The organism is Scandinavium goeteborgense (assembly GCF_003935895.2).
Taxonomy (GTDB): Bacteria; Pseudomonadota; Gammaproteobacteria; order Enterobacterales; family Enterobacteriaceae; genus Scandinavium; species Scandinavium goeteborgense.
In genome coordinates this window covers 2,210,621-2,237,258 of sequence record NZ_CP054058.1, presented here as the reverse complement: position 1 = coordinate 2,237,258, position 26,638 = coordinate 2,210,621, and the positions used below count along the sequence as shown (strand labels likewise).

The following is a 26,638-nucleotide window of genomic DNA, read 5'->3' as shown; positions in this document are numbered from 1 at the left end:
GGCCACCCTACTCTTTGACCAGCACCGGCGTGGTTTGCCACAGCGCCGGGAAGTCTGCTTTCAACTGCTGAACTTTGGGAATGTCGTTGATCACGATGTAGGGATAATCAGGGTTGTCGTTGAGAAAGTTTTGGTGATATTTCTCCGCCGGATAGAACTGCGCTTTTTCTTCGACGGTGGTCACCACCGGTTCACTGAAGGTGTGCGCGGCATTCAGTTGGGCGATATATGCCTTCGCCACTTTTTCCTGACTGGCGTTCTGCACAAACAGCGCGCTGCGGTACTGCGTGCCATAATCCGGCCCCTGTTTGTTCAGTTCGGTTGGGTCATGCGCCACGGAGAAGAAAACCTGTAATAGCTGGCCGTAAGTGATTTTTTGCGGATCGAAAGTCACGCTGACCGACTCCGCATGGCCGCTCATTCCGGTGCTGACTGTCGGGTAATTCGCGGTTCTGGATTTCCCTCCTGCATAGCCGGAAACCGCGCTGGTTACGCCTTTGATATGCTGGAAAACGCCCTGCACGCCCCAAAAACAACCGCCCGCAAAAACGGCTGTTTCCAGTCCCTGTCCTGAGGGCGCTTCATCCTGGGCGGGTGGCGGAACGTTGATGGTTTTTGCCCATCCCGTGCCTGACAACAACAGCGTGGCGGTGATGGCTGCGGCGATCCGCAGAGTCTTAAATTTACTCATCGTCTTTCCCCTCTTAACCAAACGTAAAGGCGTAGGCAGTCGCGCCCGGTTGATCAAACTCGATGCTGACCGTGTGCTCTCCGGCCCCGTCTTTCTGGCGAATCAGCTGATATAAACGTTGGTCGGTAATAGTGCCCGCACCGTCTGCGGCGATATCGCTGCCGTGCATTGCCCCGGGCGCCTGGCCGTCGAGCGCCACGCGAAACCACACCGGCTTACCGTTTTCTGCGGGGCCTAGCACCAGATGCACATCTCGCGCGCGAAACTGATAAACAATGCGGCCTTTCTCGCCCGCCAGCGTGATGTGTTCCCCGCCGACATTCCAGCGCCCTTCCAGACCCCAGGTGTTAAGCGGCAGCGCTGTCGGTGGGCGATAGTCAGCCTCTTCATCGTTATTCAGGCTACCGGAAGCAAAGTTCTCGGCGCGTTGGTAGCCCAGGTAAGTTTCCGGTGAAATGTCGTTCATGCCGCTGGCCGATTGTTCAACGCCCTTGCCTGCCACGCTTGCCAGCTTGTCATTGATGTTTTGCGCCCCGGCCTGGCGTAACAGTTCCTGAATGACGCGTTCGGATTCCGCGTAATTCCCTTCACCAAAATGCATGTAGCGGATATGCCCGTTGGCATCGATGAAATAGTGCGCGGGCCAGTACTGGTTGTTGAACGCCTGCCAGATACCGAAATTGTTATCGATGGCGATCGGATAAGTGACGCCGAGCTTTTTGGCTTCTTTGGTGACGTTATTAATGTCTCTTTCAAACGCGAACTCGGGGGAATGCACGCCAATCACCACCAGGCCCTGGTCGCGATATTTTTCCGCCCAGGCTTTAACGTACGGCAGCGTGCGCAGGCAATTGATGCAGGAATACGTCCAGAAATCGACCAGCACTACTTTTCCGCGCAGCGATTCAGCAGTAAGCGGCGGCGAATTTAGCCACTGCACCGCGCCGTTCAACGAGGGCATCACGCCCGCATCAACCAGCGCAGGCACATCGCGGTGGGTCGCCGATGCCAGCGTCGCAGACGGTTTCGCCGCGGAAAACGTGCTCTCTGGTTTCAGTTTTTGCACTAATGTCTGCTCGATGCCACCAGTGGAAACGGTCGACAAACGCGCCAGAACGCCGGTATCGAGGCCCAGTGAAATCGCTGCGACGCCCAGCAGCATTGCCGCGCCAAGCCCACGGCGGATCCATTCCCCCACGCCGAGCGAACGTTTCATCGCGCTAAAGACTTTGCCGCCGATGACTAACGCCAGAGCCAGCGAGGTCACCGCCCCGGCGGCGTACGCCAGTAAAAGTAAAGTTGAGCCTGCATTCGCACCCTGCAACGCTGCCCCGGTGAGGACCAGGCCAAGAATTGGCCCGGCACACGGTGCCCACAACAACCCGGTCGCCACGCCTAACAGCAATGAACTGCCCGGTCCGGCCGCGCGGCCAGAGGTGATTTTTTCGGAAAGCGTATTCCCGGCATTGACCAGCGGATGCATCAGGCGTTCACCGACCTGCGGGAATAGCAAAGTGATGCCAAACACTGCCATCAGCACTAACGCCGCAATGCGTCCGTACTGATTCGCCGCCACCACCCAACCGCCGCCGACCGCTGCCAGCGTGGCAAACAGCGTAAACGTCAGCGCCATACCGAGCAGCAGCGGCAGCCCGGAACGGGTAAACGATTGGTCTGAGCGGGCGAAAACAAACGGTAGCACCGGCAGAATACACGGGCTGGCAATGGTCAGCAGACCACCAAGATAAGCAAGGATAATGACCAGCATAGTTGAAGCCTCAGCAAGGACAACGTGGAGGTGTTGTCCAGACTGTAGCGGGGAATGGGTAACGAGATCCTCGCGGAATATTCACATTTTTGTGATAACTGCGGGAAGCGCCCTCCCTGAAGGAGAGCGCTGGCTGGTGTCAGAGATTGCCTACGCCGCCATCGACCAGTAAATCGGTCCCGACGATATACGCAGATTCATCGGAGGCCAGAAATACCGCGGCTTTTGCCAGTTCTGTCGAGGTGCCTAAACGCCCAATCGGTACCAGCTGACGGATATCCTCGCGCAGTTTTTCCTCTGCCACGCCGTTGCCCAGTTTACCCAGCGCCGGCGTTTCGGTCGGGCCTGGGCTTAAGCCGTTGACGCGGATCCCACGCGGGTGAAGTTCGCCCGATAACGTGCGAGCCAGCGACAAGATCGCCGCTTTGCTGGCGGCGTAAACGCTGCTCTGCGGGAGGCCAATCCGGGCACTCACTGAACCGCAGACAATCACCGATGACGGATTCGCCAGCATCGGCAATAGCGCCTGAATAAGGAAGAATGGCCCCTTGAGGTTGGTGCTCATCAGGTGGTCGTACGCCTGTTCATCCCACGCCTCAAGCGGCCGATGCGTCACATCGCCGGCGTTAGCGAAAAGGATATCCAGCCGTGGCCACTGCTCACGTAATACCCCGGCCAGCTGTTGTTGCTGATCTAAATCGCCCGCATCACTTTTGAGAATCAGCACATTTTCACCGAGCTGTTCTCTCGCGGCCTGTAAGCCAGATTCGCTGCGTCCGGTTATTGCCACCGTCGCACCTTCTGCCAGAAATTGCCTGGCGGTTTCCAGGCCTATGCCGCTGGTGCCGCCGGTAATTAATGCGTATTTGCCGTCAAGTCTGCCCATTTTGTCACCTCGTATTTAACTGGTGACGCCATTATTTGCGCTATAGTATCTTTTGGATAGTAGGCACCTTTTGGATACTAAGGCACGCCATGGAATGCATTGACGAACGACGGGAGTCCGCATGACAAAAAATATTTTCCTGTTGCCCACCGCAGGGTCGGAATGCCCGATGGTTGGCTTTGTAAACCTGATTGCCGGGAAATGGGCGATCCCCATCCTCTATCGGCTGATCCTGATTGATGAACCGGTGCGATTCAGCGAACTACAGCGTGCGGTCGACCCCATCACTCAAAAAGAGCTCACGCGCCAATTGCGTCAGTTTGAAGCTCGCGGATTGGTGACCCGGCAGGTCTTTGCCGAAGTGCCGCCGCGGGTGGAATATCAGATTACCACGCGCGGGAAATCGCTGCGCCCGACGCTGGACTCTTTAGCGGACTGGATGCGGGAGAATGCCCCGGCGATGGGGAGCGCCCAGGCCCGGTAAGCATCGCGCCACCGGGCGAGACACACAGAAATTACAGCGCGGATTTCAGACGTTTAACGGCTTCATGCAGCTGTTCTTCGGTGGCGGTGGCGTAAGAGAAACGCAGGGTTTTCTTATCCGCATGGTCGCTAAAGAAGAACTCACCCGGGACGTAAACCACGCCTTTTTCCAGCGTCTGCTTCAACCATTTTGTGGTGTCGAAGTCATAGCGGAACTGCGCCCACAGGAACATGCCGCCCTGCGGCTGATTAAAGGTGATGTGATCGCCAAGTTCCTCTTTCAGGAAACCTGACAGCGCCAGGCATTTTTGTTTATAGGCGTCGCGGATCAGCGCGATTTGCGGCTCAAGACGATTCAGCGTCAGATACGCCGCCACCAAAGATTGGGTAAACGAGTTGGCGTGAAGGTCGGTCGCCTGCTTCACAATTGCCACTTTCTGTTTCATCCATTCCGGCAGAATAATCCAACCCACACGCAGGCCCGGTGCCAGAATTTTCGAGAACGTCGAGGTGTAAACCACGCTGTCGTGATCGCCCAGCTCAGCGGCGGTCTGGAACAGGGTTTTGTGACGTTCTTCGGTAAAGCTGATGGCGCCATACGGGTCGTCTTCGATGATCACGAAGTCGTGTTTAATCGCCAGTTTGACCAGTTTTTCACGACGTTCGGCGCTCAGTGTCGTCCCGCTCGGATTACCGAAGGTCGGCACAACGTAGACCGCTTTAATGCGCGTGGTGTGCAGCAGCTGTTCCAGTTCATCGACGATCATGCCGTCGGCGTCGCTGCCGACCGACTGCACGGTGGCATTGGTCAGACTCAGAATTTGCAGGGTCGCCAGATAGGTTGGGCGCTCAACGACAAACACATCGCCCGGATTGGCGAGCGAACGGATCAGCAAATCCAGCGCCTGCTGCGAACCCGACGTCACCAGCAGACGATCCGCCGTGGTATCGATTCCGCGAGATTTACACAGCCCGACCAAATGATCGCGTAATTCGACGGTGCCTTCTGTTAAACCGTACTGGAATGCATCGCCGAAGTTCTCTTCGACGACGAGCTGCGTGGCCTGGATAAGCCCTTCTTTATCGAATAATTCTCCCGACGGGATGCCGCCAGCCAGCGAAATAACGCCTGGCATTTTGCTGTGTTTTAACAGTTCACGAATGGCGGAAGGTTGAAGCTGTTGGATGCGGTCTGCGAGGTGATTGCTCTTGCTCATTTTATTTTCTCTCGTTTTTATTCACCTAAAATATACATAGCACCCAAATGAATAAGCAATGCCTTTAGCGGCCAAAAGCAAAAAACCACGCCAGGCGTGGTTTTTATGCACAACTGACTCAGTTCAGTGCGATACGCACCACGCTATCCGGGCCTTTGGTGGTGTTGTCTTCATTAAATTCCTGTTTGACCGTGACATAAAGTGACTGCCCATCCGGCGAGATCAGCAGACTATTTGGGTGGCTGTCAAAAGTCCAACTGTGCTTCAGCGCATAACTGGTGGCGTCAAGCTGCAGTACTTTTTTCGACTCACGCTGGCTGATATAAATTTCGTTGCGTTTATCGTTATATTTAATCCCTAACGCGTCACCTTCAATGCGTTTAAGTACCTTGCCTGTATGTTCATCAATAACCAGGGTCACTTTGGCTTTTGAATCGTCAGTCACGAACAGTCGACCGTTTTTGGCGTCTTCCGCCATGTTCAGGAACAAATACGTTTTCCCGTCACCTGGCGTCCAGCGCTGTTCTATTTTGTATGTTTCTGGATTGATCTTGAGAATTTCACCGCCCCCGTTGGCCGCATAGATGCGTTGAGTGACCGGGGAATAAATGATGCCAGTAACCCATTTGCCGGCATTTTCAATCCGATGTTTTAGCGTCATGGTGTTTGCGTCGACAACCGAAATAAAGCCAGGGTCCGCGACGCCACCGATAAACAGCATACCGTTGTGCCAGAAGATTTCTCGCGCCCCCACCGGGTCGCCGTCTTTGTCTTTGCCTTCAAACATCAGGCGTTGTAGCACTTTTCCGCTTGCGGCATCCACTTTCGATACCCCGCCGTCCAGCGTGTTGGTGGTGTAAAACACCTTCCCACTCGGATCCATCGTCATGCCGAAGTTTTTGTAATCGGTAAAAGTCTCACCGGTTTTTTTCAACGTAGCCGGATCAAGACGATAGAGCGCCCCGCCGTTGACATCTTTAAAACCCTGCGCGCTGGCGACGTAAAGGGCCTTTGCTTCTGGCAAATACACCATTTCATACAGTCCATCGCCTACCACCTGTTCTGTCACGTCTTTCACCGCGGTCTGCGCCTGAACAGTAAAGGTCGACAGGCTAAGAGCCGCGGTCATTGCGAGGGCTATCGTTGTTTTGTACTGCGCGAAGGGAAATTGCATCTGAAACTCCGTAAAGGAAAGAACCCTGCCCAAAATGGGATAATCGGTGTGTTTTTATATTAATGAGAATCATAAGCATTTGCGTTATTTCTGTAAACCCGTTGAATATCAGGGTTATCAGTCACCTCAGGATTTACAAATTGTTACACATGGAATGAAACTCTTGCGCGACGACGCAAAAGCAAATAATTATTATTAGCATTCTTATTAAGTCATTCTGACCTTTTCACGTACCGGGCCATGAGAAAGCTTGGGCATCCGCAGAAACGACAGCGCTTCACATAACAATAATTCTGACAGGAATCTTTATGCTTTTTATCTGCAAGGAAGCCAGCGGCGGCCCCCGCACGTCTGGCAAAAAGTTAATGACCGTTTCACTGCTGGCGTCGGCTATCCATGCCCTGCTCTTTTCACCGCAGGCGCTTTCTGCTGATTCTGAGAACGAACAAACGATGATCGTGGAAGGTAGCAGCGGTTCGGACAGCGAAGAAACGCATGATTACACCGTGAAAACCACGCATGCAGGCACCAAAATGCAGCTTGCGCCGCGAGATTTACCGCAGTCTTTCAGCGTGATCACCGAGCAGCGCATGAAGGATCAGGACCTGGAGAATGTCGGTGATGTGCTGACTAACACCACCGGTATTTCAGCGCAGGTGGTCGACAGCGAGCGCTCGACCTACTTCTCACGCGGATTTGAAATCAGTAATTACACCTATGACGATATCCCCACTTCCGTTAGCGACGTGTGGAATTACGGCGATGCGGCATCCGATACGGCGATTTACGACAGAATCGAAGTGGTTCGCGGGGCCACAGGCTTAATGACTGGTGCCGGAAGCCCGGCGGCGTCGGTGAATATGGTACGCAAACATGCCGACAGCAAAACGTTTACCGGCAATCTGAGTGCCAGCTACGGCAGCTGGAACGATCAGCGCTACGTGGCCGATCTCGCTTCTCCGCTCAATCAAGAAGGCTCCGTGCGTGCCCGCGTGATTGCCGGTTATCAGGATCAGGACGGCTGGCTCGACAGATATCATAAAACCAAAAAATTCCTGTACGGCGTTATTGATGCCGACGTTACCGACAGTACCCTGCTCTCACTGGGTTATGACTATCAGGAAAGCAACACCGATAACCCAACCTGGGGAGGTCTGCCGACGTGGTACAGCAATGGCAAACGTACCGATTACGATCGCAGCCTGAACAGCGCCGCCGACTGGACGCGATATAACCTGAATTCACGTAAAGTCTTCGCCAACCTGACTCACACCTTCGACAACGGCTGGATCTTCCGCGTTAACGGTACTCACGCGGAGCAAACGTTTAACGACAAGCTGCTTTATGTGATGGGCAATCCGGACGAAATCACCGGCGAAGGGACCTCCGGTTTTGGCAGTAAAGACCGCGGCGAACGTCACCTGGACTCCATTGATACCTACGCCAGCGGCCCGTTTGAACTGCTGGGCCGTCAGCATCAACTGGTGGCCGGCGTGAGTTACAGCCGCCAACATAATTCGACTTTTAGCGCTGATGGCCCTTTGGATAGCGACCAAATGGGTATCTTCAACAATGGCTGGACCGGCAATGTGGTCGATCCGCAGTGGGGTGACTGGTATCAGAACGCCGATGACATCGTGAGGCAGAAATCGGCTTACACCGCCGCCCGCCTGTCTCTGGCCGATCCGCTATCGTTGATCGTGGGTGCGCGTTACACCCAGTGGAGTACCATCGGCAGTAGCGGTGACATGAGCAAAAACAACGTTACGCCTTACGGCGGCCTGGTGTATGACATCGACGATACCTGGTCGGCGTACGCCAGTTACACCTCAATCTTCCAGCCGCAAACCAAACGCGATGCAAGCGGCCAGTATCTTTCCCCCATCACCGGGAAGAACTACGAAACGGGGCTTAAATCAGACTGGTTCAACGGCAGCCTGACCGCGACTTTCGCGATTTTCCGCATCGAACAAGAAAATGTCGGGCAGGAAGTGGAAGGCGAATTTGTGAATGGCAGCAGTGAGCAGGCTTACCGTCCGGCAAAAGGCGCCGTCAGTAAAGGGGCAGAATTTGAATTAAACGGTGCCCTGACGGATAACTTGCAGATGACGTTTGGCGCAACGCGCTACGTCGCGCGAGATTCTGAAGGCCGGTTTAACAGCAATATGCCGCAGACCACGTTCAAACTGTTCACCCGTTATCAGGTGCCCACGCTTGCAGACCTGACCGTCGGCGGCGGGCTGACATGGCAGAATAAAACCTTCCAGGACGCAGTTGGGCCAGACGGCGAAACGCAGCGTGTTTATCAGGGAAGCTTCCCGCTGGCGAGCCTGTTTGCCCGATATCAGGTCAGCAAGCAGGTCGCCGTTCAGGCGAATGTGAACAACCTCTTCGACCGCAGCTATTACAGCTGGCTTGGCGACTCGGCGGTGTACGGCGAACCGCGGAATGTCTCAGTCAGCGTAGGATATACCTTCTGATGTTCCCGCCCCGGAGATCACCGGGGCTTCTTTTTACCGTGCAGTCTTAAGCTGTTTTCCCCTGTTCCGCCATACTCCTTTCCATCGGTGTCGTTGACAAGCCTGCGGCGATCGCTCAAACTAAAAGTGTACTCAGTATATATTAATGCTCAGTACATATTTTTCACGTCTTAGAGAATCACTATGAATAAATCCCTGATTGTTATCTTCACAACAATCTGTCTCGATGCGGTGGGCATTGGTCTGATCTTCCCTATTCTTCCGCGGCTGCTGGAAGACGTGGCGCATACCCCCCACATCGCACCGTACATCGGCATCATGACGGCGCTGTATGCCGCGATGCAATTCGTATTCGCCCCAATGCTGGGTGCGTTGAGCGATAACATTGGCCGTCGGCCAGTGCTGCTCATTTCCCTTGCCGGGGCGGCTATCAACTATGTTGTGATGGCGTTCGCGCCTCACCTTTGGATGCTGTTCGTCGGTCGGGCGATTGCCGGGCTGACCAGCGCCAACATTTCCGTCGCCACCGCTTACATTACCGATATTTCAAAACCAGAGCAGCGCGCGCGCCGTTTTGGCCTGTTCAACGCCATGTTTGGCATCGGTTTTATTATCGGCCCGGTATTAGGCGGCGTGTTAGGCGATACCTGGATCCGCCTGCCGTTTCTGGTCGCTGCGGTACTCAATACCTGTAACCTGCTGATGGCGTTGTTTTTACTGCCCGAGTCGCGGGTACCGGCGCATCGTGCGCTGAAACTCTCCGCGCTTAATCCGCTCAAACCGCTGCGTTGGGTGTTCTCGATGAAAAAACTGATGCCGCTGGTGCTGGTTTTCTTCATTCTTAGCGCCACCGGCGAAGTGTACGGTACCTGCTGGGCACTGTGGGGCTCGGACACTTTTGCCTGGAACGGCATGTGGATTGGTCTGTCCCTTGGTGCGTTTGGTGTGTGTCAGACGCTGGTGCAGGCATTTTTACCCGGCCCGGCGACCCGTCTTTTTGGCGAACGAGGCGCGGTTCTGGTGGGCGTCGCCTGTTCCTGCTGCGCGCTGGTTACCCTGGCTTTTACCCGCGAAGGCTGGGTGGTGTTCGCGATAATGCCGCTCTTCGCGCTGGGCGGGATAGGTATGCCAGCGTTACAGGCGTTAGCCACTCGACAGGTCGATGCGGATTGTCAGGGCCAGTTTCAGGGCGTCCTGGGCTCTGCCATTAGCCTGGCGTCGATCATCGCCCCGCTCGGCTTTTCGTCATTCTATTTTGTGGTTCAACAAAGCTGGCCAGGCGCCATCTGGCTGTCCGTGGTGGTGGTGTACGCGATTGCGGTGCCGTTGATTATTCTGGGCACGCGCAAAACCGCTGCCGCAGAATCCACTGACGCTGCGTAAATTAAGGAGAAACCATGTCTGAAGTGATCGACCGTCGTTCCAGAAAACGTCTGGAAACACGCCGGAATATCTCTTACGCCGCGACCGGGCTGTTCGCGGAAAAAGGGTTTGATAACGTCACCATCGATGAAATCGCCTCTGCGGCAGACGTCGGAAGAATGACGGTGTTTAATCACTTTCCGCGCAAAGAGGATATGTTTTTCGACCGCGACGATGAGATTCGCCAGACTGTGGCCAACGCGCTACGTCAGCGCAACGACGTGGAGTCGCCGATTGAATCTTTACGCCTGCTGGCACACAGGCTGATTGCTGAAGAGCGCCCTTTCTTGCAGTTTTCTGACGCCAGCCAGGGATTTATTGCGATCGTTAAAGGCAGTGAAACGCTTAAAGCGCGAGCCAGAGCGATTCGCGATGAAGTCGCAAATGGCGTGGCCGCTGAGCTTGCGCACTGTGCGGGGCGTGAAGACGTGGATGCGGATGCCCAGCTCGCGGCTGCGCTACAGCTGGCGTGCTGGAGCACGGCGCTCATCAGCGCCCATGAGGCGTTCGCGCAATCGCTCGACGCCACCCGGGCCGCCGCCACGTTTCTGGAACTTGTTGATAAAGGTGCCGCCGGGCTCAAAGCGGCATTAGCCGGAACGCCCTACGCCTGATTCGCGTTCTGAACCTGTCAATGACATCGAAGAACGCATCCACTTTGAACAGCACGATCTATCGCAGACGTTTCCTGAGGGAGAATATGATCTGGTTACCGCCTCGTTTCTTGAATCCCCCGTCAACTTTGGCCGTCAGACGGTTTTGCAAAAGGCTGCAGCCCTTGTTGCGCGCGGCGGTGTGCTGCTGATCACCTCTCACGGGTCGGCGGCATCGTGGTCCGATCATCGGCCGTCTCCCTTCCCCACGCCTGATGTGGCGCGGGCTGAACTGCAACTGGACAATGATGCGTGGCAGTCTGTTTTTGTCGGAAATATTGAACGGCTGGCGACGGGGCCAAATGGCGAAACTGGAGAGGTTCTGGATACCGTGCTGGTTCTGAAGCGGTTTTGAGTACTCATACCACCAAGAAACAAAGTCAACACAGTTGATTATCATTATATTTACTTTTAGAGGCGCGTCATACTTCTGGTAAATAGATTAATTCGTTTATTATGCACTTAAAGTGAATGAATTTAGCCTGCAAAAGGCGCTCATGCGCCTTTTTTAATTGGATACTTATTCAAATCTGCTGTTAAAAATTACTTCCACCACCTCTCATTTCTTCGCTTCGTCTGATGCTAAATTTTAAGAAAGTGTTAAATTTATACTCACATAGTCAGTAACGCTATGGTCCACGGCTAATTAAGAACATATTACTTACAATACTTAAGGTTCATCATGGATAAGTTATCTTACGCTTCAGATAGCAATACATCTGCCTGGAACACCTACCTGCAACAAATCGAGCGCGTTGAGCCCTACCTGGGCGAGCTGACCCGTTGGGTGGATACCCTTCGTCATCCGAAACGTGCGTTGATTGTGGATATTCCAGTTCAGATGGACGATGGCACCATCCGTCATTTCGAAGGTTATCGGGTGCAGCACAACCTCTCCCGCGGCCCGGGCAAAGGCGGTGTGCGCTACCACCCGGATGTGGATCTGAACGAAGTGATGGCGTTGTCTGCCTGGATGACCATCAAATGTGCGGCGCTGAACCTGCCCTACGGCGGCGCAAAAGGCGGTATTCGCGTTGACCCGTTTGCCCTGTCTGAAGGCGAACTTGAGCGTCTGACTCGTCGCTATACCAGCGAAATCGGCATCATCATCGGGCCGCAAAAAGACATTCCAGCGCCGGACGTCGGCACCAACGGCAAAGTGATGGCGTGGATGATGGACACCTACTCCATGAATCACGGCACCACCATCACCGGCGTCGTTACTGGCAAACCGATTCACCTTGGCGGCTCTCTCGGACGTGAAAAAGCGACCGGCCGCGGGGTGTGGATCAGCGGCCGTGAAGTGGCGCGCAGGGCCAACATTCCGGTGGAAGGCGCTCGCGTCGCGGTGCAAGGTTTCGGTAACGTCGGCAGCGAAGCAGCTCGCCTGTTTGCCGCATCCGGCGCACGCGTGGTGGCGATTCAGGACCACACTGCGACGCTGTTTAACGCGATGGGCATCGACATGAACGCCCTGACCACCTGGCAGATTGAACACAAACAGATCGCCGGTTTCCCGGGCGCGGAAACCATTGCCAGCGAAGCCTTCTGGGACATTGAGATGGACATTCTGATCCCGGCCGCGCTGGAAGGTCAGATTACCCGTCATCGCGCGGAAACGCTGAAATGTAAACTGATCCTCGAAGGTGCAAACGGGCCGACCTATCCGGATGCCGACGATATGCTCGCCAGCCGTGGCATTATCGTGGTGCCGGACGTTATCTGTAACGCCGGTGGCGTCACCGTCAGCTACTTCGAATGGGTTCAGGACATGGCGAGTTTCTTCTGGAGCGAAGAAGAAATTAATGCGCGCATGGATAAAATCATGACCGACGCGATGGTTCACGTCTGGGAAAAAGCAGCGGAAAAAACCTGCTCCTTGCGAACCGCCGCGTACATCGTTGCTTGCGAACGCATTCTGCTAGCGCGTAAAGATCGTGGTATCTATCCAGGCTAAGGCCTGAAAAACGGTGAGTCGCCCGTCGGCTCACCGTCGTTTCCCCTTCCGTCATCAGCGATATTTTTCGCAAAACTGCGCAATATCCTCGTGCTGAAAATCCTTCAGACATTCAATGATCGTTTACGGTTAAATCGCGCCGCCTGCGCTATGCTGTAAGCCGTTGAAACCGCGCTAAGGAGTCAGAAATGGCCGACTGGAACCCGTCGTTATATTTGCAGTTTGCGTCCGAACGTACCCGCCCGGCGGCGGAACTGCTCGCCCGTATTGCCAAACCGTCAGCAAAGCACATTGCTGATTTAGGCTGTGGCCCTGGAAACAGCACCGAGCTGCTGCGTGGCGCGTGGCCCGATGCCGTGATTACCGGCGTGGATAATTCCCCGGCGATGCTGGATAAAGCGCAAAAAGCGCTGCCGGATTGTCAGTTTGTGAATGCAGATATTGGCGCGTGGCAACCCGAACAGCCGCTCGACGTGCTGTATGCCAACGCCTCGCTGCAATGGGTGTCTGGCCATCCCACGCTGTTTCCGCGTCTGGCTTCGCTGCTGGCGAAAGATGGTGTGTTAGCGGTGCAAATGCCGGACAACTGGCAGGAACCGTCCCATGCTTTAATGCGTCAGGTCGCCGCCGAGCTTGGGCACCCGGCGCACGGGCGCATTCCGCTGGAAAGCGTGCAGGGTTATTACGATTTATTGAGCGGGAGCGGTTGTGAAGTGGATGTCTGGCGAACGACCTATTTTCATCCGATGGCCTCGCATCAGGCAATCGTGGAATGGCTGAGCGCGACCGGCTTACGTCCTTTCTTACAGGATCTGGATAGCGTTAGTCAGAAGGCGTTTTTGAGTCGTTATCTGCAATTACTGGAAGAGCATTACCCTCGCCAGCAAAACGGTCAAATCCTGCTGGCATTCCCACGGTTGTTTATTATGGCGCGCCGCGTTACCAGCTGAAATCGCGGACTAAAGAGAGATCCCAGGCCGTCGCGAACAGAGAAACAAAAATGATAATGTTCAGGGCGGTCTCAATTTTCTTTTCCATGATGATTCTCCTGTTGGCTCGATGGCCATGTTACTGGGAAAATCTTAATGATTTCTTACCCGGCACGGTTACAGATTCATCCGATAAAGCACGAAGTCTTCCACCTCGGTAAACTCGTCGTACAGTTTACGCGCCGGGTTATTCTCCCGAGTATGCCAATACAAGCGGGACCAGCCCTGCGCTTTGCCTTCATTGACTAAGGCTTGAATCAGACAGCGCGCGATGCCATGTCCACGCATTTCCGGGGCGACAAACAGATCTTCCAGATAACATATGTGGGATAACTCCCAGGTGCCCTCATGCAGCACGCTGTGCGCAAACCCAACCACCTGACCGTTCACTTCTGCGACGCGCCCGAAAATGGACGATTGCGCATTCATCATCCGCAACCAGGTTTTTTCGGTCACGGATTCGCGGACTTTGGATTCGTAGAACTGGTTATAGCCATTCCACAGGGTACGCCACTGGGCTTTGTCCTGGGGTTGAATGTCACGAATCAAAACGTCCATTGCGGATTTCCTTAGGTGAGTTGATAGCACTTATCGGGGAGCATTTTTGCTGGAACGTCTTTTTCATCATTCATTTGCAGCAGATCGATCTCGATCGCGTTAGTGATGGCGTCCAGCGGCAGGTCATTATTTTCCACCCCGAACGGTTCTTCAAGCTCTTCCGCCAATACATCCAGGGAAATGAAGGTATACGAAATCAGCATCGAGATGAACGGCGTCATGTAATGCAGGTCGCTCACCAATGCAAATGGCAGCATGATGCAGAACATGTAAACCGTTCGATGCAGGATCAGCGAATAAGCGAACGGTACTGGCGTGCCCGCAATGCGCTCGCAGCCTGCCAGCACGCCCGACATATCGTTGAGCCTATTGTTGAGGCTGTGGAACAGAATGTCCGACAGCGCGCCCTGCTGACGACGTTCCGCCAGCCAGTTGCCCATTAGCAGCAAAATACGGTTCGCCGGAGACTGCACCGCTAAAACCTGCGCGAGCTGTTCTGGCGTCAGGTATTTCTCCAGCGTTTTTTGCTGTGGCAAACGACGCAGCTGCATCCGCAGCGAGTGCGCAAACGCAATTTGCAGACGCACAAATGCCGCCACATCCGTTTCCGGCGGCAGCGTGTTTTTCACTTCCCGCAGCAGCGAACGTGAGGCAATCATCAACTGGCCCCAAAGCTGGCGCGCTTCGACGTAGCGTGAGTAACAGGCGTTATTACGAAAGCCGAGGAATATGGCGATGGCGACGCCGAGAATGCTGAACGGCGCGACGGTGAGCTTCACGCCGAGCGAGGTATACCAGGGCAGCATAATGATAACGGCCACCGATAACAGAAAATTGAGCAACAGTCGGGAGAAAATCTTAGGTAACACCGCGCCGTGCCAGACAAAAATACGGGGCAGCCAGTGTTCAGTGGGTCTGAGGATCATGAGTCACTATCAGTAAAAAAGGAAGGCTGCGTTATTTAACGTGATCCAAATCACTCTTTCAAGTTTATTGCGATGTTTTGCTACAAACCAATAACAACCAGCAATTTTACTTTTGACTCTATTCGGCTCATAATGTGAGCCAATTATGATGTTATTCGGCTCAGAGGTCAGCATGACACAATGGATCTGGCAACAACCGGAATGGCCCGCTTTTCACTGGCGGGACGAGACTGTTTTGCCGCTGCTGCGTCAACTGCAGCGTAAATCTGGTGTGCTGATTGGCCGGAGTGAAATGCAGGACGAAGACCGGCAAACGCTGGATGCGCTGCTGTCGAACGTGCTCGCGTCTTCCGCGATTGAAGACGAACGGCTCAATGCCCAATCGGTGCGCTCGTCCCTCGCCCGCCGTCTGGGCGTTAATGAAGAAACGCCGTTCCCGGTATCCGAACGCTCTGAGGGCGTGGCGTCGATCATGCTTGATGCCATCGATAATCGCCATGAACCGCTGTCTATGCCGCGTTTGAATCAATGGCATCATTGGCTTTTTCCGCACGATCCGTGGTCAATGCATGCCGTACATGCGGGAGAACTGCGCGGCGGTGAGCCGATGCAAGTGGTCTCTGGCCGGATGGATAAACCGGTGGTGCATTTCGAAGCGCCGCCGCGAGATGGGCTAGACGCTCGTCTGGACGCCTTTATTGCCTGGTTCAATCAGAGTAAAGATGACCCGCTCTCGGACCCGATTCTGCGTGCGGCCGTAGCGCATTTGTGGTTCGTTACGCTGCATCCGTATGATGATGGCAACGGGCGATTAACGCGTGCGCTGACGGATCTGGCGCTGGCCCAGGCGGATAACCAAAGCATCAGGCTGTATGCGATGTCGGTGTCGATTCTCGAACGCCGAAATCAGTACTATCGCATCCTTGAGCAGACGCAAAAAGGCGACCTGGATATCACCGAGTGGATGTTGTGGTTTTTGCAAACGCTCGATGTGACGCTGGACACCGCGCTGGCCAGAATCGACAGCACGCTGGCGAAAAGTCGCTACTGGAAACACAACGATGCGGTACGCCTGACACTGACAGCCGAACAGCTGAAAGTAATCAATCGCCTGCTCGACGGCGGTGAATCAGGCTTTGCCGACGGGATCAGCGCCAGCCAGTATCAAAAAGTCGCTAAAGTCAGTAAAGCCACCGCCACGCGTCATCTGGCGTATTTGCTTGAACAGGGTTTGCTGGAAAAACTGCCCGGCGGCGGACGAAACACTCGCTATCAAATCACCCAACCTTCGTGAGCCGATAACGCGGGCTAATTCGGCTCTCACCCTGAGCCGAATACTTACGCCATTTGGCTCATATCTCCCTTAAAGACAAAAAGCGCAGAGGTGCTAAAGGGAGTATTATTAAGGGCGTAAAGATGTATGTTGTAACTAATTAGTGTTCTAAATAACCCGGCGCATCGGCCGGGTCAGAGATCAGGTCATCAGCAAAGCGGTTTAACGGCTTCACGCATCCCGTTCGTCAAAATGGCATCGAGGTCGCGCGTCACCTGCTCAACCAGACCTTTCACTTCTGTCAGGTCCTGCTCCCAGTGATCTTTCACCGACAGCACTGACTCAACCAACGACGTGGTGCTGATTTGCTTATCGTGATGCAGCGACCAAAGCTGCTGGTAGCGATCAAGCCAGTGCGTATCGTCCTGCACCGGATAGCTTTCACCTTGACGTTCTGCGCGGTAAAACGCAATCAACGCCGCCAGGGCAAACGTCAGTCGTTGCGGTAATTTACCGGTCGCGGCCTGCCCCGCCAGCAGCTGCGGCAGAATACGGGTACGGAATTTGGTCATCCCGTTCAGCGAAATCGACAGCAGCTGATGCTTGATGTACGGGTTACGGAAACGCCCGGTCACTGCGCTGGCGAAGGATTCCAGTTCATCGCGCGGCAAATCGAGGACCGGAATGATTTCCTGATGAATCGCTTTCTCAACGAACGCACAGATTTCAGCATCGTTCATCGATTCGCCCACGGTATCCAGCCCGGCCTGAAACGCTACCGGCACCAGGGCGGTGTGTGCCCCGTTCAGGATCGCCACTTTACGTTCTTTATACGGTTTAATGTCGTCGACAATCAGCACGTTAAGCGCAAGTTTGTCGAGACGCAGCTCGCTGGCCAGCGTTTTGGGTCCCTGAATCACGAACAGGTAGAAGTGCTCTGCGGTATCGAGGAAACCGTCTTTATAACCGAGTTCCGCTTCGAGATTAGCGGCTTCATCGCGCGGATAGCCGGTGACGATACGATCAACCAGCGTGGAACAGAAGGCATTCGCGGTGTTCAACCAGGCCACAAACTCTGCTGGTAACGCCCATTCCTGCGCATAGCGCAGGACCAGTTCACGCAAGGCATCGCCATTATAATCAATCAGTTCGCACGGAATAATGACCCAGCCTTTATCCGCCGCGCCATTGAAGTGGCTGTAGCGTTCGAACAGCAATCGGGTCAGTTTCGCCGGGTAACTCACCGCGGGTGCGTCTTCAAATTTGTCGCCCGCGTGATAGCTGATGCCCGCTTCGGTGGTATTCGAGAACACAAAGCGCATGTCAGGATTGTGCGCCAGCTTGAGGTATTCCTGAAAATCGGCGTAGGCGCTGATTTCACGGTTAACGGAACGAATCAGGCGCGCATCGCTGACGGCTTCGCCCTGCTCATTCAGGCCGCGAATGATGGTGGTATAAAGGCCATCCTGGGTGCTGAGCGACGGCGGAAAATCGCTATCAATTGGGCGCACAATCACCACGCCTGCATTGAGGTCGGTGTGTTCGTTCAGGAGATCAATTTGCCAGTCGACAAAAGCCCGAAGAAAGTTACCTTCTCCGAACTGAATGATGCGTTCAGGGTACTGAGCGCCGGGAAAATCGCGGCGGTTTAATGTTTTCACAATGGGTTTCCCTTATTGATTGGTCATACAGCCTGCGTTATTGGTCTAATAACTTATCAGACTTTAAAACCAGGAAACCCTGTTTTGATCAAACCGGATGCTCCTTTTGAGGCGGTTTATACAAATTTGTAATAGACCGACGTCGCCGTCATTTCACCGTCAGGCATCAGCGCATAGCGCGGGATCTCCCCGACTTTTTGCCAGCCACACTGCTGATAGATGCCTTCCGCGCCGCTTCCGGTTGCGGTGTCCAGCACCAGAACCGATTTCCCGTGCGCGGTAGCTTCCAACTCCAGGGCAGACATTAACTGTCGCGCGATACCCTGACGACGGCCGCGAGAGTGGACTAACAACTTTGCCACTTCCGCGCGATGCGGCTGGTTTTCCGGCAGTTCGGTGATCAGCTGAACCGTCCCGACCAGAGTGCCGTCACCCAACTCCGCGACAAGCACCACCCGCTCGCCCGCCGCCACGCTGTGGGCTATTTTTTGCCAGAACGCGCCGGCTTTGTCGGGGTGAAACGGCTGCATAAAACTGACGGACGCCCCACCATTCACGCTGTCGACCAGAATGTCGACCAGTTCAGGCAGGCGTTGCAGAATGTCGTGATGGGAAAGAGGAAAAATGCGCAGCGGCGAAGTCATGTTGAGCTCCCTGTAAAATTGATATCACTATCCACTTAGCAAGTTTGCAACACAACAAATCGGTCATAGGCTTTACTTATTCAGACGGCGACTGCTTTCGTGGGTTCGCTTCATGCAATACATCCGTTTATCCGCCGCGCGCAGCCCGCCTGACAGGTCGGTAATGTCATCGTGATTAAACTCGATGACGCCCCAGGAAAACGCCAGCTTCCAGGGTTTACCGGATGTCAGATTATAGGCGTTAGCCTCTTCCAGCAGGTGCTGCATCGCAATCCACGCGCCGCTTTCGTCGGTATCAGAGAACAGAATGCCAAATTCATCGCCCCCGTGACGTACCAGTAAATCGGTATCACGGAAACTTTTGATCAGGAGTTGCGCCATATCGCGCAGGGCAACATCACCTTCGGCATGGCCGTATTTATCGTTAATCTGTTTGAAATTATCGAGGTCGAGCCAGCCGAGCGTCAGCGGCTCTGCCCGGCGATGGGCGGAAGCTATGGCAAAATTCGCCAGATGCTCAAATCCACGGCGGTTAAATAATCCGGTGAGCGGATCGGTGGTGGCTTCGGCGAGGGTTTTAAACTCATCCTCGACAATCGAGGCTAAATCCTGCAGCAGCCCTGCCTCTTCCGGGCTGAACTCGCGTGGCTGTTTGTCGAGCAGACAGAATGAACCGACTAGCGCGCCGTCGGGCAGACGCAGCGGGCATCCGGCGTAAAAACGGATATGCGGCTCGCCAAGCACTAACGGATTATCGTTGAAGCGGATGTCCTGCCGCGCATCGGGCACGACCAGCGGCTTTTCGCTCAGAATAACGTGACCGCAAAAGGATATATCGCGCGGTAGAGTGGCGAAACGCAGACCGTTACAGGACTTAAACACCAGCGATTCTTCATCGACCAGGCTTACCATCGCGATTGGCACCTTAAACAGACTGCGGGCCAGGCGAGTCAGGCGCTCGAAACGTGCCGGTTCGCCAGTATCAAGAATGCCCGACTCCCGGAGCGAGGTCAGACGCTGCGCTTCATTTCTCGGATTCTCTGGACTCTTCATCACGATTCCTCATGCAGAATAATTAACAGCGTAGCCTGGTTTTTACCGTTGCAATGCCCAGAACAGTTAGTGTGCGAAGATTTGGTTTTTACCGCGTCGTTTCGCCTCGTATAACGCGTCGTCCGCGACTTTAAGCCAGGCCGCAACGTCTTCCATTTCCGGGCTTGCGCAGGCAACGCCAATGCTGAGTGTCAGTGACAACTCGCTGTCGGGCAGCGTGGTGATGACCGCGGTCGCTTCCAGGATGCGATGCGCAATCAGCACCGCGTCCTGTTGCGAAGTATCCGGCAATAAAATCACGAACTCATCACCGCCCAGGCGCGCGGGCGTATCGGTGCTGCGAGTGGCGGCGTGCAGAATTTGCGAGACGGTTTCCAGCATACCATCTCCCACTTTGTGGCCGTAACGATCGTTAACGTCTTTGAAATTATCGAGATCGATAAACACCAGCGCCGATTCGCCGCAGGAATTTTGTAATCGGCTAAGCTCCCAGGCGATGCGTTTTTCCAGCAGACGGCGGTTGGCGATGTCCAGCAGAGGATCTTTCATTGCGATCCGCTCCAGCTCGTGGCTTTTACGCCGCAGTTTCACCGCCAGCATGTCGGTCAGCATGCACAGCGCCAGCAGATAAATGGCAATCAGCGGCAGCGTGGCCAGCATTGTGCGCTGCGAGACGCCGAACTCCACTTCCATTCCCATGCACAGCCAGATGACGGCGAAAACGCAGAGCATCATTGCCAGCGCTTTACGCATCAGCACGACGCCGCCCGCCGCCAGACGATCGGCCAACAGAATGGTGGCGATCACCACCGACGGCAGAGGATTGAGCGCCATAATGGCTATCCAGAATCCTCCCGCGCCGGCATCAATCACCAGATTTTGATGTTCAGCCACCAGCGGAACCCGCGCGCTTCGGGCGCGCAGATACGCCACCACCGGCCAGGCAAAGGCATTTACGGCCAGCAGGCCACGCAGCCACAGGGGACGGTCGAGTTCGTCGAGTACAGACAGGATGGGGAAAAAACAGAGAAAGGTGCCGAGAATGCGCATTAAAAACATGCGGCGAACGAACCGTATGCCTGGAACCTTATCATTCGTTTTTTGTTGGTAAAAACCGTTCATTAAGTGCAATTTTCCGAAGCATGGCCGCATGCATCGTATTTTTTTTAATGCGGCCCCGCAAGCTATCAATAAAGATAGTTGAATGTTTTTGCACAACAAACAGCCACAAAGGTGACGGTGTCACATACCGCTATGACGCAACCGAATTGAATACACCCTCTTCGGCTACAGATTTGGCGCAGGTTTTGTTGCGTCCGGCCTTTTTGGCACGGTAAAGATACTCGTCGGCTTCCACCAGCAATTGATTGAAGGAATCAATCAATGCGTTGCTACCGGGCGTGCCGCTTCCGGTGCCAATACTCACCGTGACTCGCAACGGCTGCTGTCGCCACTGGAACACGTTGGCTTCTACACGTTGACGAATTTTCTCGGCCAGATGGTATCCGTCCAGCGGATCGCGCGTTTTCGCGGCGACCACAAACTCCTCACCACCCATTCTCGCCACCAGCCCCTGCTCACCTACTGCGTCATGCACCTGACGCGCAAACGCCGCCAGCACATAATCGCCACATTCATGACCGTAGTTATCGTTCACGCTCTTGAAGAAATCGATATCCAGAAGCATCACCGTCAGATGTTGATGGCTCTGCGCTGGCTGGTTTTTAAGGGCTTCATACAAACCGGAACGCGAATAGACGCGGGTCAGAAAATCGAAATCCGCACGCAGCGAAATCTGACGAACAAGATTATTAATGGCCGCCACGGTGGTAGAAACAATCACCGGACTGATAGCCAGCGACGCAATCCCCAGACGCGTGGAGAAAAGCTGCGCGGTCTGCAACGGCCCGCTGACGGCCAGGTTGATAATCCCATTCGCCACCAGAATGATTTCACTGGCACCGGTAATCAGCGTCAGCGCAGAAGTGACCGAGAGCGGGTACCGGAGGGCGCACCAGATAAGCGCAGGCAGCGGAAATGCGAGACTCCCCGCTCCGCCAATGGCGATCGCCGCCAGCATAGAGAGCACCAGCGTCAGCACCGGCAGCAGCTGTTGCCAGCGGATCCGGGTAATTTCATTGGGCAGCGTCAGGGTCATGACACACGGTAAAATCAGCACCCCGGTAGCAAACTGTTCGCTAAACCAGTCCGCCAGCAGCGGCATAAACGATTGTCTGTCGATCCCGACCGATCCCAGCGCCCCCAGCAGCGCGCAGAAAATCGCAGAAATAAGGCAATAATAGAATAACCGCAGGGCATTAATCGGCTCGGGTTCACTCCCCGCCTGACGTTTATCGCGCATCACCAGCTGGGCGACCATCACGATAAACACCATATTCGAGGCGTTGATAATCAGCGACGCAAATCCCCATTGGGTAGTCATCACGTCATAAAGCAGCATGGCGCCGTAGCAAATCGCATAATAATGCAGTCGGTTAAGCCAGACGTAGCGGGCAAATATCGCCGCCATCACCGCATTCAGCGGCCAGAAGAGCGAAAGTTCCTGCACAAGGCGCAGCATGGCGCCCATCGCATAAAACAGCGTGGTAATGACAACCAGGGAAAATACATTACGCAGGACGTGCGCTTCACTGAATACGGTAAATCGGGGGACAGAAATCGAACGCATTAATTATTTTCCATATAATCGCAGGCAGCAATTATTTCGGGAATTGCAGAGCAATGATCGGTAATACAGATACTATTGATCACAATTCGCGTATTAACAATTATCAGTGTTAGTTATTTGTTGTCCGTTTGCTATATGACGCGGTGAATGGATCAATAGACCGAACGCCCCAACCGCTGAGTCAGTTTTTCCAGCACCGCGGTGCCCGCCAGCGAGTTTCCGGCAGCATCCAGCTGCGGACTCCAGACGGCGATCGCCATTTCGTGGGGCACAATCGCCACGATCCCCCCGCCGACGCCCGATTTCGCTGGAAGCCCTACGCGCCAGGCAAACTCGCCGGCATTCTGATACATCCCGCTGGTCGCCATTAACGCATTCACCTGCCTCGCCTGTAACGGCGTGATGATGGTCTGGTCGCGCTGCGGGGAATGCCCCTGATTCGCCAGAAACAGGAAGGTCTGCGCCAGTTCGCTACAGCTCATTTTAAGCGCGCAGTAATGGAAGTAGTTTTGTAGCACCGTCGCCACATCATTATGGAAGTTGCCAAAGGACTTCATCAGCCAGGCAATCGCAGCATTACGGGCGGAATGGTCGAGCTCCGAGCGCGCCACCACCGTGTCGTAGGCAATATCCTCGACGCCGGAAAGCTTACGGATTATCTCCAGCATGCGCTGACGCGGTGCGCTGAGACGGCTTTGCAGCATGTCGCATACCACCAGCGCCCCGGCGTTGATAAACGGATTACGCGGAATGCCCTGCTCGATTTCCAGCTGCAGCAATGAGTTAAACGGCTGACCGGACGGATCTTTGCCCACCCGCTGCCAGATTTCCTCTTCGGCGTAGTGATTCATTGCCACCACCAGACTCAGTACTTTGGAAATCGACTGGATAGAAAAACGCTCCTGCGCATCGCCGGCATAGAAATGCTGGCCATCAACGGTGCTGATGGCAATCCCCAGCTTTGCGCCATCCACACAGGCCAGTGCCGGAATGTAATCCGCCACTTTGCCTCTCCCTATCAGCGGTTTTACCTCTGCCAGAACGGATTCCAGCATGCTGTTATCGATGACCGTTGCCACTTTTGCTCCTTGCCCACAGGCCGATTTCGGGCTGCGAGTATACCAGCGTCAGCTGTTGCGCGCGGAAGGAAAATGACAGGATCCTGACAGAAAAGTGTGGTGTACATGCCCGGCGGCGCGTTGCTTGCCGGGCCTACGGAACCCAATTAGATTTGTAGGCCCTGCAAGCAACGCGCCGCCGGGCAATAAAATTAGCTGCGATCCTTCCACACGGTTTGTACGTTACAGAACTCATGCAGACCGAAATGCGACAGCTCGCGACCAAAGCCGCTTTTCTTCACGCCGCCAAATGCCACGCGCGCGTCAGACGCACTGTAACCGTTAATGAACACGCCGCCGCATTCCAGTTCATCGGCAAAGCGCTGAGCCTGTTTTTCGTCGGCGGTATAAACCGTCGCAGACAGGCCGAAATCGCTGTCATTTGCCAGAGCCAGCGCATGGTCGGCATCACGAGCAACGGTGATTGCCGCCACAGGACCAAACATTTCCTGACGGAACGCGGTCATACTCGGCGTGACGTTGCCCAGCACCGTTGCAGCATAGTAGTTACCTTTGCCGGAAATCTTCTCGCCGCCGAGCAGCAGCGTGGCGCCCTCTTCCAGCGTCGCCGTCACCTGGTCGTGCAGCTCGTCGCGCAGGTCGTAACGCGCCATCGGCCCAAGGTAGTTTTGCTCATCCTGCGGATTCCCCATTTTCAGTCGGGACGCTGCGGCGACAAACTTCTCGGTAAAGGCATCGGCAATACCTGCTTCCACGATAAAGCGTTTCGCCGCCGCACAGACCTGTCCGGTATTCTGGTAGCGACCGATCACCGCCGCCTTTACCGCTTCATCAATATCCGCATCGTTGAGCACGATAAACGGATCGGAACCGCCCAGCTCCAGCACGCATTTTTTCAGTGCCGCCCCGGCCTGAGCACCAATCGCCTTCCCGGCGCGCATACTGCCGGTTAAGGTTACCGCCGCAATACGCGAGTCGTTAATCATTTGCGAGACGCCGTCATTGGTGGCATTCACCCAGCCAAATACACCCGCCGGAATACCCGCTTCAGTGAAGATATCGCCAATCAGCTTTGCGCTACCCATCACGTTTGGCGCATGTTTCAGAAGGTAGCTGTTGCCCGCCAGCAGAATCGGCACCGCACCGCGCAGAACCTGCCACAGCGGGAAGTTCCACGGCATCACCGCCATGATCGGACCCAGCGGACGATACTCAATCACCGCCTTATTGTTTTCCACCTGGGTCGCTTCGGTAGAAAGCATCGCCGGACCGTGTTCGGCATACCAGTCGCAGAGGTTCGCCGATTTCGTCACTTCGCCACGCGCCTGAGTAATTGGTTTGCCGATTTCACGGCTGATCATCTGCGCCATTTCTTCGGCGTGTTGACGCAGCACGTTGCCGACGTTACGCAGCGCATCAGCGCGCTCGGCAACGGCGGTTTTCTTCCACTGGCGATAACCGGCATCGGCCAGCGCGACTGCCTGATTGACGTCATCGGCCGTGGCCCAGGCCAGCGAAGATAGCGTTTCGCCCGTGGCCGGGTTGAGGGAAATAGCGTGAGTTGCAGGTGATGTCATGATTTTCTTCTCTCTGTTCGATGAGGCTGTTGATTAATACTGGACCACTCTGCTATTTATGGAAAATGAATAATATTAACCACTCCATTCACGATACGAGAACGTTATGGACTTAACTCAGCTAGAGATGTTCAACGCCGTCGCCCAGACCGGCAGCATTACCCAGGCCGCGCAAAAGGTGCATCGCGTGCCCTCTAACCTGACCACCCGCATTCGTCAGCTGGAGGCCGATTTGGGCGTGGAGCTGTTCATTCGTGAAAACCAGCGCCTGCGGTTGTCCCCGGCCGGACACAGTTTTCTGCGTTATAGCCAGCAGATCCTGGCCCTGGTCGACGAAGCCCGGATGGTGGTGGCGGGCGATGAACCGCAGGGTTTGTTCTCGTTAGGGTCACTGGAAAGTACCGCGGCGGTGCGTATTCCCACGACGCTGGCGCTGTATAACCAGCGCTACCCGAAAATTCAGTTCGATTTAGCGACCGGTCCGTCCGGCACCATGATTGATGGCGTGACCGAAGGCCGGCTGAGCGCGGCGTTCGTCGACGGGCCAGTGATGCATCCGAATCTGGAAGGCGTGCCGGTGTATCAGGAAGAGATGATGATAGTTACGCCGAAGGGCCATGCGCCGGTCAAACGCGCCAGTGATGTGAACGGCACCAGCATTTATGCGTTTCGCGCCAACTGTTCATACCGTCGTCATTTCGAAAGCTGGTTTCATGCTGACCGCGCCACGCCGGGGCGTATTCACGAAATGGAGTCTTATCACGGGATGCTGGCCTGCGTGATTGCAGGCGCGGGTCTGGCGATGATCCCTCGCAGTATGCTCGAAAGCATGCCCGGACATCATCAGGTTGATGCCTGGCCGCTGGCCGAAAAATGGCGCTGGCTGACGACCTGGCTGGTGTGGCGTCGGGGGGCGATGACCCGCCAGCTGGAAGCGTTTATCACATTGCTTGACGAAGGTCCGCAACCAGCAGTTTCTCCATAAAAATGCTCAGCGGGTCCGGTAAATAGGGCGCAAACGCCTCGCGCTGGAAATACCCGCTGCGCTCATAGAGCTTCACCGCCGCATGTTGATGAATCCCGGTTTCGAGGCGCAGCGTGTCGCAACCGCGCTGCAACGCTTCAGTTTCCAGTGCCGTTAACAGTGATTCACCCAGCCGTTGCCCACGGTGCGTAGGGTCGATATACACCCGCTTCATTTCCCCACTGCCGTCACCGTTCAACACTACCGCGCCGCAGCCAACGGGTTGTTGCTGTGCATCACGAATAATCAGCATCAGTCGCTGTGATTCCGGCAGCTGCGTTAAATCCAGTAGATGATTACTTTCCGCCGGATACAGCGTCTGCTGATAGCGGTCGAGGGCGTCAATCAACGCCACGATATCGGGATGATCAGGGGAACATGGCGTAATGGTATACATATCAATCTCCTTGCGCGTTTCCCCTGACTGTAAACCG

At 54.9% G+C, this 26,638-nt stretch carries 24 protein-coding genes; 9 read left to right on the top strand and 15 right to left on the bottom strand.

The annotated features are described in order from the left end of the window. Nucleotides 1-7 precede the first annotated feature (7 nt). The 3 genes from msrA to A8O29_RS11525 form a co-directional block, all read right to left on the bottom strand. Nucleotides 8-691 carry a peptide-methionine (S)-S-oxide reductase MsrA gene (gene msrA / locus A8O29_RS11535; protein WP_125353535.1) on the bottom strand — a complete coding sequence of 228 codons (684 nt, stop codon included), beginning with the start codon at nt 689-691 and terminating at the stop codon, nt 8-10. Nucleotides 692-704: 13 nt separating this feature from the next. Further along, nucleotides 705-2,459: a cytochrome c biogenesis protein DipZ gene (locus A8O29_RS11530; RefSeq protein WP_125353534.1), complete on the bottom strand. Its 1,755-nt coding sequence runs from the start codon at nt 2,457-2,459 to the stop codon at nt 705-707. 139 nt (nt 2,460-2,598) lie between these two features. Beyond that, a complete protein-coding gene (locus A8O29_RS11525; RefSeq protein WP_125353533.1) occupies nt 2,599-3,345 on the bottom strand; it encodes an SDR family oxidoreductase in 747 nt (248 codons plus the stop codon). A gap of 121 nt (nt 3,346-3,466) precedes the next feature. Here A8O29_RS11525 and A8O29_RS11520 point away from each other — a divergent pair, with 121 nt between their 5' ends. Further along, nucleotides 3,467-3,829 (top strand): winged helix-turn-helix transcriptional regulator, encoded by a 363-nt coding sequence (locus A8O29_RS11520; RefSeq protein ID WP_246316654.1) that lies wholly within the window; start codon nt 3,467-3,469, stop codon nt 3,827-3,829. A 31-nt stretch (nt 3,830-3,860) separates the two neighbouring features. Here A8O29_RS11520 and A8O29_RS11515 read toward each other — a convergent pair whose 3' ends face one another. Both A8O29_RS11515 and A8O29_RS11510 read right to left on the bottom strand, forming a co-directional pair. Further along, complete coding sequence (locus A8O29_RS11515) at nt 3,861-5,045, bottom strand: aminotransferase-like domain-containing protein (protein WP_125353532.1); 1,185 nt, start codon at nt 5,043-5,045, stop codon at nt 3,861-3,863. A gap of 118 nt (nt 5,046-5,163) precedes the next feature. Further along, the gene (locus A8O29_RS11510; RefSeq protein ID WP_125353531.1) at nt 5,164-6,219 is read right to left on the bottom strand and encodes a YncE family protein; all 1,056 of its coding nucleotides are present in this window, start codon (nt 6,217-6,219) and stop codon (nt 5,164-5,166) included. Nucleotides 6,220-6,527: 308 nt separating this feature from the next. Here A8O29_RS11510 and fhuE point away from each other — a divergent pair, with 308 nt between their 5' ends. The 6 genes from fhuE (at nt 6,528) to tam (ending at nt 13,681) form a co-directional block, all read left to right on the top strand. After that, a complete protein-coding gene (fhuE, locus tag A8O29_RS11505; RefSeq protein ID WP_125353530.1) occupies nt 6,528-8,699 on the top strand; it encodes a ferric-rhodotorulic acid/ferric-coprogen receptor FhuE in 2,172 nt (723 codons plus the stop codon). A gap of 183 nt (nt 8,700-8,882) precedes the next feature. Next, nucleotides 8,883-10,082, top strand: a complete 1,200-nt coding sequence (locus tag A8O29_RS11500) for a TCR/Tet family MFS transporter (protein ID WP_125353529.1) — start codon at nt 8,883-8,885, stop codon at nt 10,080-10,082. A gap of 14 nt (nt 10,083-10,096) precedes the next feature. Continuing rightward, entirely contained in the window at nt 10,097-10,735 is a 639-nt protein-coding gene (locus A8O29_RS11495) for a TetR/AcrR family transcriptional regulator (protein ID WP_125353528.1), read from the top strand. 145 nt (nt 10,736-10,880) lie between these two features. Beyond that, the gene (locus A8O29_RS11490) at nt 10,881-11,129 is read left to right on the top strand and encodes a hypothetical protein (RefSeq protein ID WP_125353527.1); all 249 of its coding nucleotides are present in this window, start codon (nt 10,881-10,883) and stop codon (nt 11,127-11,129) included. A gap of 327 nt (nt 11,130-11,456) precedes the next feature. Beyond that, nucleotides 11,457-12,731 (top strand): Glu/Leu/Phe/Val family dehydrogenase, encoded by a 1,275-nt coding sequence (locus A8O29_RS11485; RefSeq protein WP_125353526.1) that lies wholly within the window; start codon nt 11,457-11,459, stop codon nt 12,729-12,731. 188 nt (nt 12,732-12,919) lie between these two features. After that, entirely contained in the window at nt 12,920-13,681 is a 762-nt protein-coding gene (gene tam, locus A8O29_RS11480) for a trans-aconitate 2-methyltransferase (protein ID WP_174081307.1), read from the top strand. Nucleotides 13,682-13,837: 156 nt separating this feature from the next. On the opposite strand, the gene A8O29_RS11475 is transcribed toward tam, so the two are convergent. After that, nucleotides 13,838-14,278 carry a GNAT family N-acetyltransferase gene (locus tag A8O29_RS11475; protein WP_125353524.1) on the bottom strand — a complete coding sequence of 147 codons (441 nt, stop codon included), beginning with the start codon at nt 14,276-14,278 and terminating at the stop codon, nt 13,838-13,840. Between the two features lie 11 nt (nt 14,279-14,289). After that, on the bottom strand, nt 14,290-15,204 hold the full coding sequence (locus A8O29_RS11470) for a bestrophin family protein (protein WP_125353523.1): 915 nt from the start codon (nt 15,202-15,204) through the stop codon (nt 14,290-14,292). 172 nt (nt 15,205-15,376) lie between these two features. On the opposite strand from A8O29_RS11470, the gene A8O29_RS11465 reads away from it, so the two are divergent. After that, nucleotides 15,377-16,498 (top strand): Fic family protein, encoded by a 1,122-nt coding sequence (locus A8O29_RS11465; RefSeq protein ID WP_159465229.1) that lies wholly within the window; start codon nt 15,377-15,379, stop codon nt 16,496-16,498. 188 nt (nt 16,499-16,686) lie between these two features. Here A8O29_RS11465 and A8O29_RS11460 read toward each other — a convergent pair whose 3' ends face one another. The 7 genes from A8O29_RS11460 to sad form a co-directional block, all read right to left on the bottom strand. After that, entirely contained in the window at nt 16,687-18,138 is a 1,452-nt protein-coding gene (locus A8O29_RS11460) for a tagaturonate reductase (RefSeq protein WP_125353522.1), read from the bottom strand. 116 nt (nt 18,139-18,254) lie between these two features. Next, complete coding sequence (locus A8O29_RS11455; RefSeq protein ID WP_125353521.1) at nt 18,255-18,782, bottom strand: GNAT family N-acetyltransferase; 528 nt, start codon at nt 18,780-18,782, stop codon at nt 18,255-18,257. 72 nt (nt 18,783-18,854) lie between these two features. Next, a complete protein-coding gene (locus tag A8O29_RS11450) occupies nt 18,855-19,835 on the bottom strand; it encodes a sensor domain-containing diguanylate cyclase (RefSeq protein WP_125353520.1) in 981 nt (326 codons plus the stop codon). Between the two features lie 66 nt (nt 19,836-19,901). Continuing rightward, nucleotides 19,902-20,894 (bottom strand): sensor domain-containing diguanylate cyclase, encoded by a 993-nt coding sequence (locus A8O29_RS11445; RefSeq protein WP_125353519.1) that lies wholly within the window; start codon nt 20,892-20,894, stop codon nt 19,902-19,904. A 193-nt stretch (nt 20,895-21,087) separates the two neighbouring features. Next, on the bottom strand, nt 21,088-22,524 hold the full coding sequence (locus A8O29_RS11440; protein ID WP_125353518.1) for a GGDEF domain-containing protein: 1,437 nt from the start codon (nt 22,522-22,524) through the stop codon (nt 21,088-21,090). 152 nt (nt 22,525-22,676) lie between these two features. Next, nucleotides 22,677-23,603 carry a glutaminase B gene (gene glsB, locus A8O29_RS11435; RefSeq protein ID WP_125353517.1) on the bottom strand — a complete coding sequence of 309 codons (927 nt, stop codon included), beginning with the start codon at nt 23,601-23,603 and terminating at the stop codon, nt 22,677-22,679. A 191-nt stretch (nt 23,604-23,794) separates the two neighbouring features. Continuing rightward, nucleotides 23,795-25,183 (bottom strand): succinate-semialdehyde dehydrogenase, encoded by a 1,389-nt coding sequence (gene sad / locus A8O29_RS11430; protein ID WP_174081429.1) that lies wholly within the window; start codon nt 25,181-25,183, stop codon nt 23,795-23,797. Nucleotides 25,184-25,286: 103 nt separating this feature from the next. Here sad and ptrR point away from each other — a divergent pair, with 103 nt between their 5' ends. Further along, nucleotides 25,287-26,165 (top strand): putrescine utilization regulator PtrR, encoded by an 879-nt coding sequence (gene ptrR, locus A8O29_RS11425; protein ID WP_133461630.1) that lies wholly within the window; start codon nt 25,287-25,289, stop codon nt 26,163-26,165. Here ptrR and A8O29_RS11420 read toward each other — a convergent pair. Next, on the bottom strand, nt 26,122-26,601 hold the full coding sequence (locus A8O29_RS11420; protein WP_125354497.1) for a GNAT family N-acetyltransferase: 480 nt from the start codon (nt 26,599-26,601) through the stop codon (nt 26,122-26,124). The two genes, ptrR and A8O29_RS11420, sit on opposite strands and share 44 nt — an antisense overlap. Nucleotides 26,602-26,638 lie beyond the last annotated feature (37 nt).

Bases quoted from the DNA above. Each gene is read 5' to 3' on its own strand.
- msrA (WP_125353535.1), bottom strand. From the start codon at position 691: ATGAGTAAATTTAAGACTCTGCGGATCGCCGCAGCCATCACCGCCACG.
- A8O29_RS11530 (WP_125353534.1), bottom strand. From the start codon at position 2,459: ATGCTGGTCATTATCCTTGCTTATCTTGGTGGTCTGCTGACCATTGCC.
- A8O29_RS11525 (WP_125353533.1), bottom strand. From the start codon at position 3,345: ATGGGCAGACTTGACGGCAAATACGCATTAATTACCGGCGGCACCAGC.
- A8O29_RS11520 (WP_246316654.1), top strand. From the start codon at position 3,467: ATGACAAAAAATATTTTCCTGTTGCCCACCGCAGGGTCGGAATGCCCG.
- A8O29_RS11515 (WP_125353532.1), bottom strand. From the start codon at position 5,045: ATGAGCAAGAGCAATCACCTCGCAGACCGCATCCAACAGCTTCAACCT.
- A8O29_RS11510 (WP_125353531.1), bottom strand. From the start codon at position 6,219: ATGCAATTTCCCTTCGCGCAGTACAAAACAACGATAGCCCTCGCAATG.
- fhuE (WP_125353530.1), top strand. From the start codon at position 6,528: ATGCTTTTTATCTGCAAGGAAGCCAGCGGCGGCCCCCGCACGTCTGGC.
- A8O29_RS11500 (WP_125353529.1), top strand. From the start codon at position 8,883: ATGAATAAATCCCTGATTGTTATCTTCACAACAATCTGTCTCGATGCG.
- A8O29_RS11495 (WP_125353528.1), top strand. From the start codon at position 10,097: ATGTCTGAAGTGATCGACCGTCGTTCCAGAAAACGTCTGGAAACACGC.
- A8O29_RS11485 (WP_125353526.1), top strand. From the start codon at position 11,457: ATGGATAAGTTATCTTACGCTTCAGATAGCAATACATCTGCCTGGAAC.
- tam (WP_174081307.1), top strand. From the start codon at position 12,920: ATGGCCGACTGGAACCCGTCGTTATATTTGCAGTTTGCGTCCGAACGT.
- A8O29_RS11475 (WP_125353524.1), bottom strand. From the start codon at position 14,278: ATGGACGTTTTGATTCGTGACATTCAACCCCAGGACAAAGCCCAGTGG.
- A8O29_RS11470 (WP_125353523.1), bottom strand. From the start codon at position 15,204: ATGATCCTCAGACCCACTGAACACTGGCTGCCCCGTATTTTTGTCTGG.
- A8O29_RS11465 (WP_159465229.1), top strand. From the start codon at position 15,377: ATGACACAATGGATCTGGCAACAACCGGAATGGCCCGCTTTTCACTGG.
- A8O29_RS11455 (WP_125353521.1), bottom strand. From the start codon at position 18,782: ATGACTTCGCCGCTGCGCATTTTTCCTCTTTCCCATCACGACATTCTG.
- A8O29_RS11450 (WP_125353520.1), bottom strand. From the start codon at position 19,835: ATGAAGAGTCCAGAGAATCCGAGAAATGAAGCGCAGCGTCTGACCTCG.
- A8O29_RS11445 (WP_125353519.1), bottom strand. From the start codon at position 20,894: ATGTTTTTAATGCGCATTCTCGGCACCTTTCTCTGTTTTTTCCCCATC.
- A8O29_RS11440 (WP_125353518.1), bottom strand. From the start codon at position 22,524: ATGCGTTCGATTTCTGTCCCCCGATTTACCGTATTCAGTGAAGCGCAC.
- ptrR (WP_133461630.1), top strand. From the start codon at position 25,287: ATGGACTTAACTCAGCTAGAGATGTTCAACGCCGTCGCCCAGACCGGC.
- A8O29_RS11420 (WP_125354497.1), bottom strand. From the start codon at position 26,601: ATGTATACCATTACGCCATGTTCCCCTGATCATCCCGATATCGTGGCG.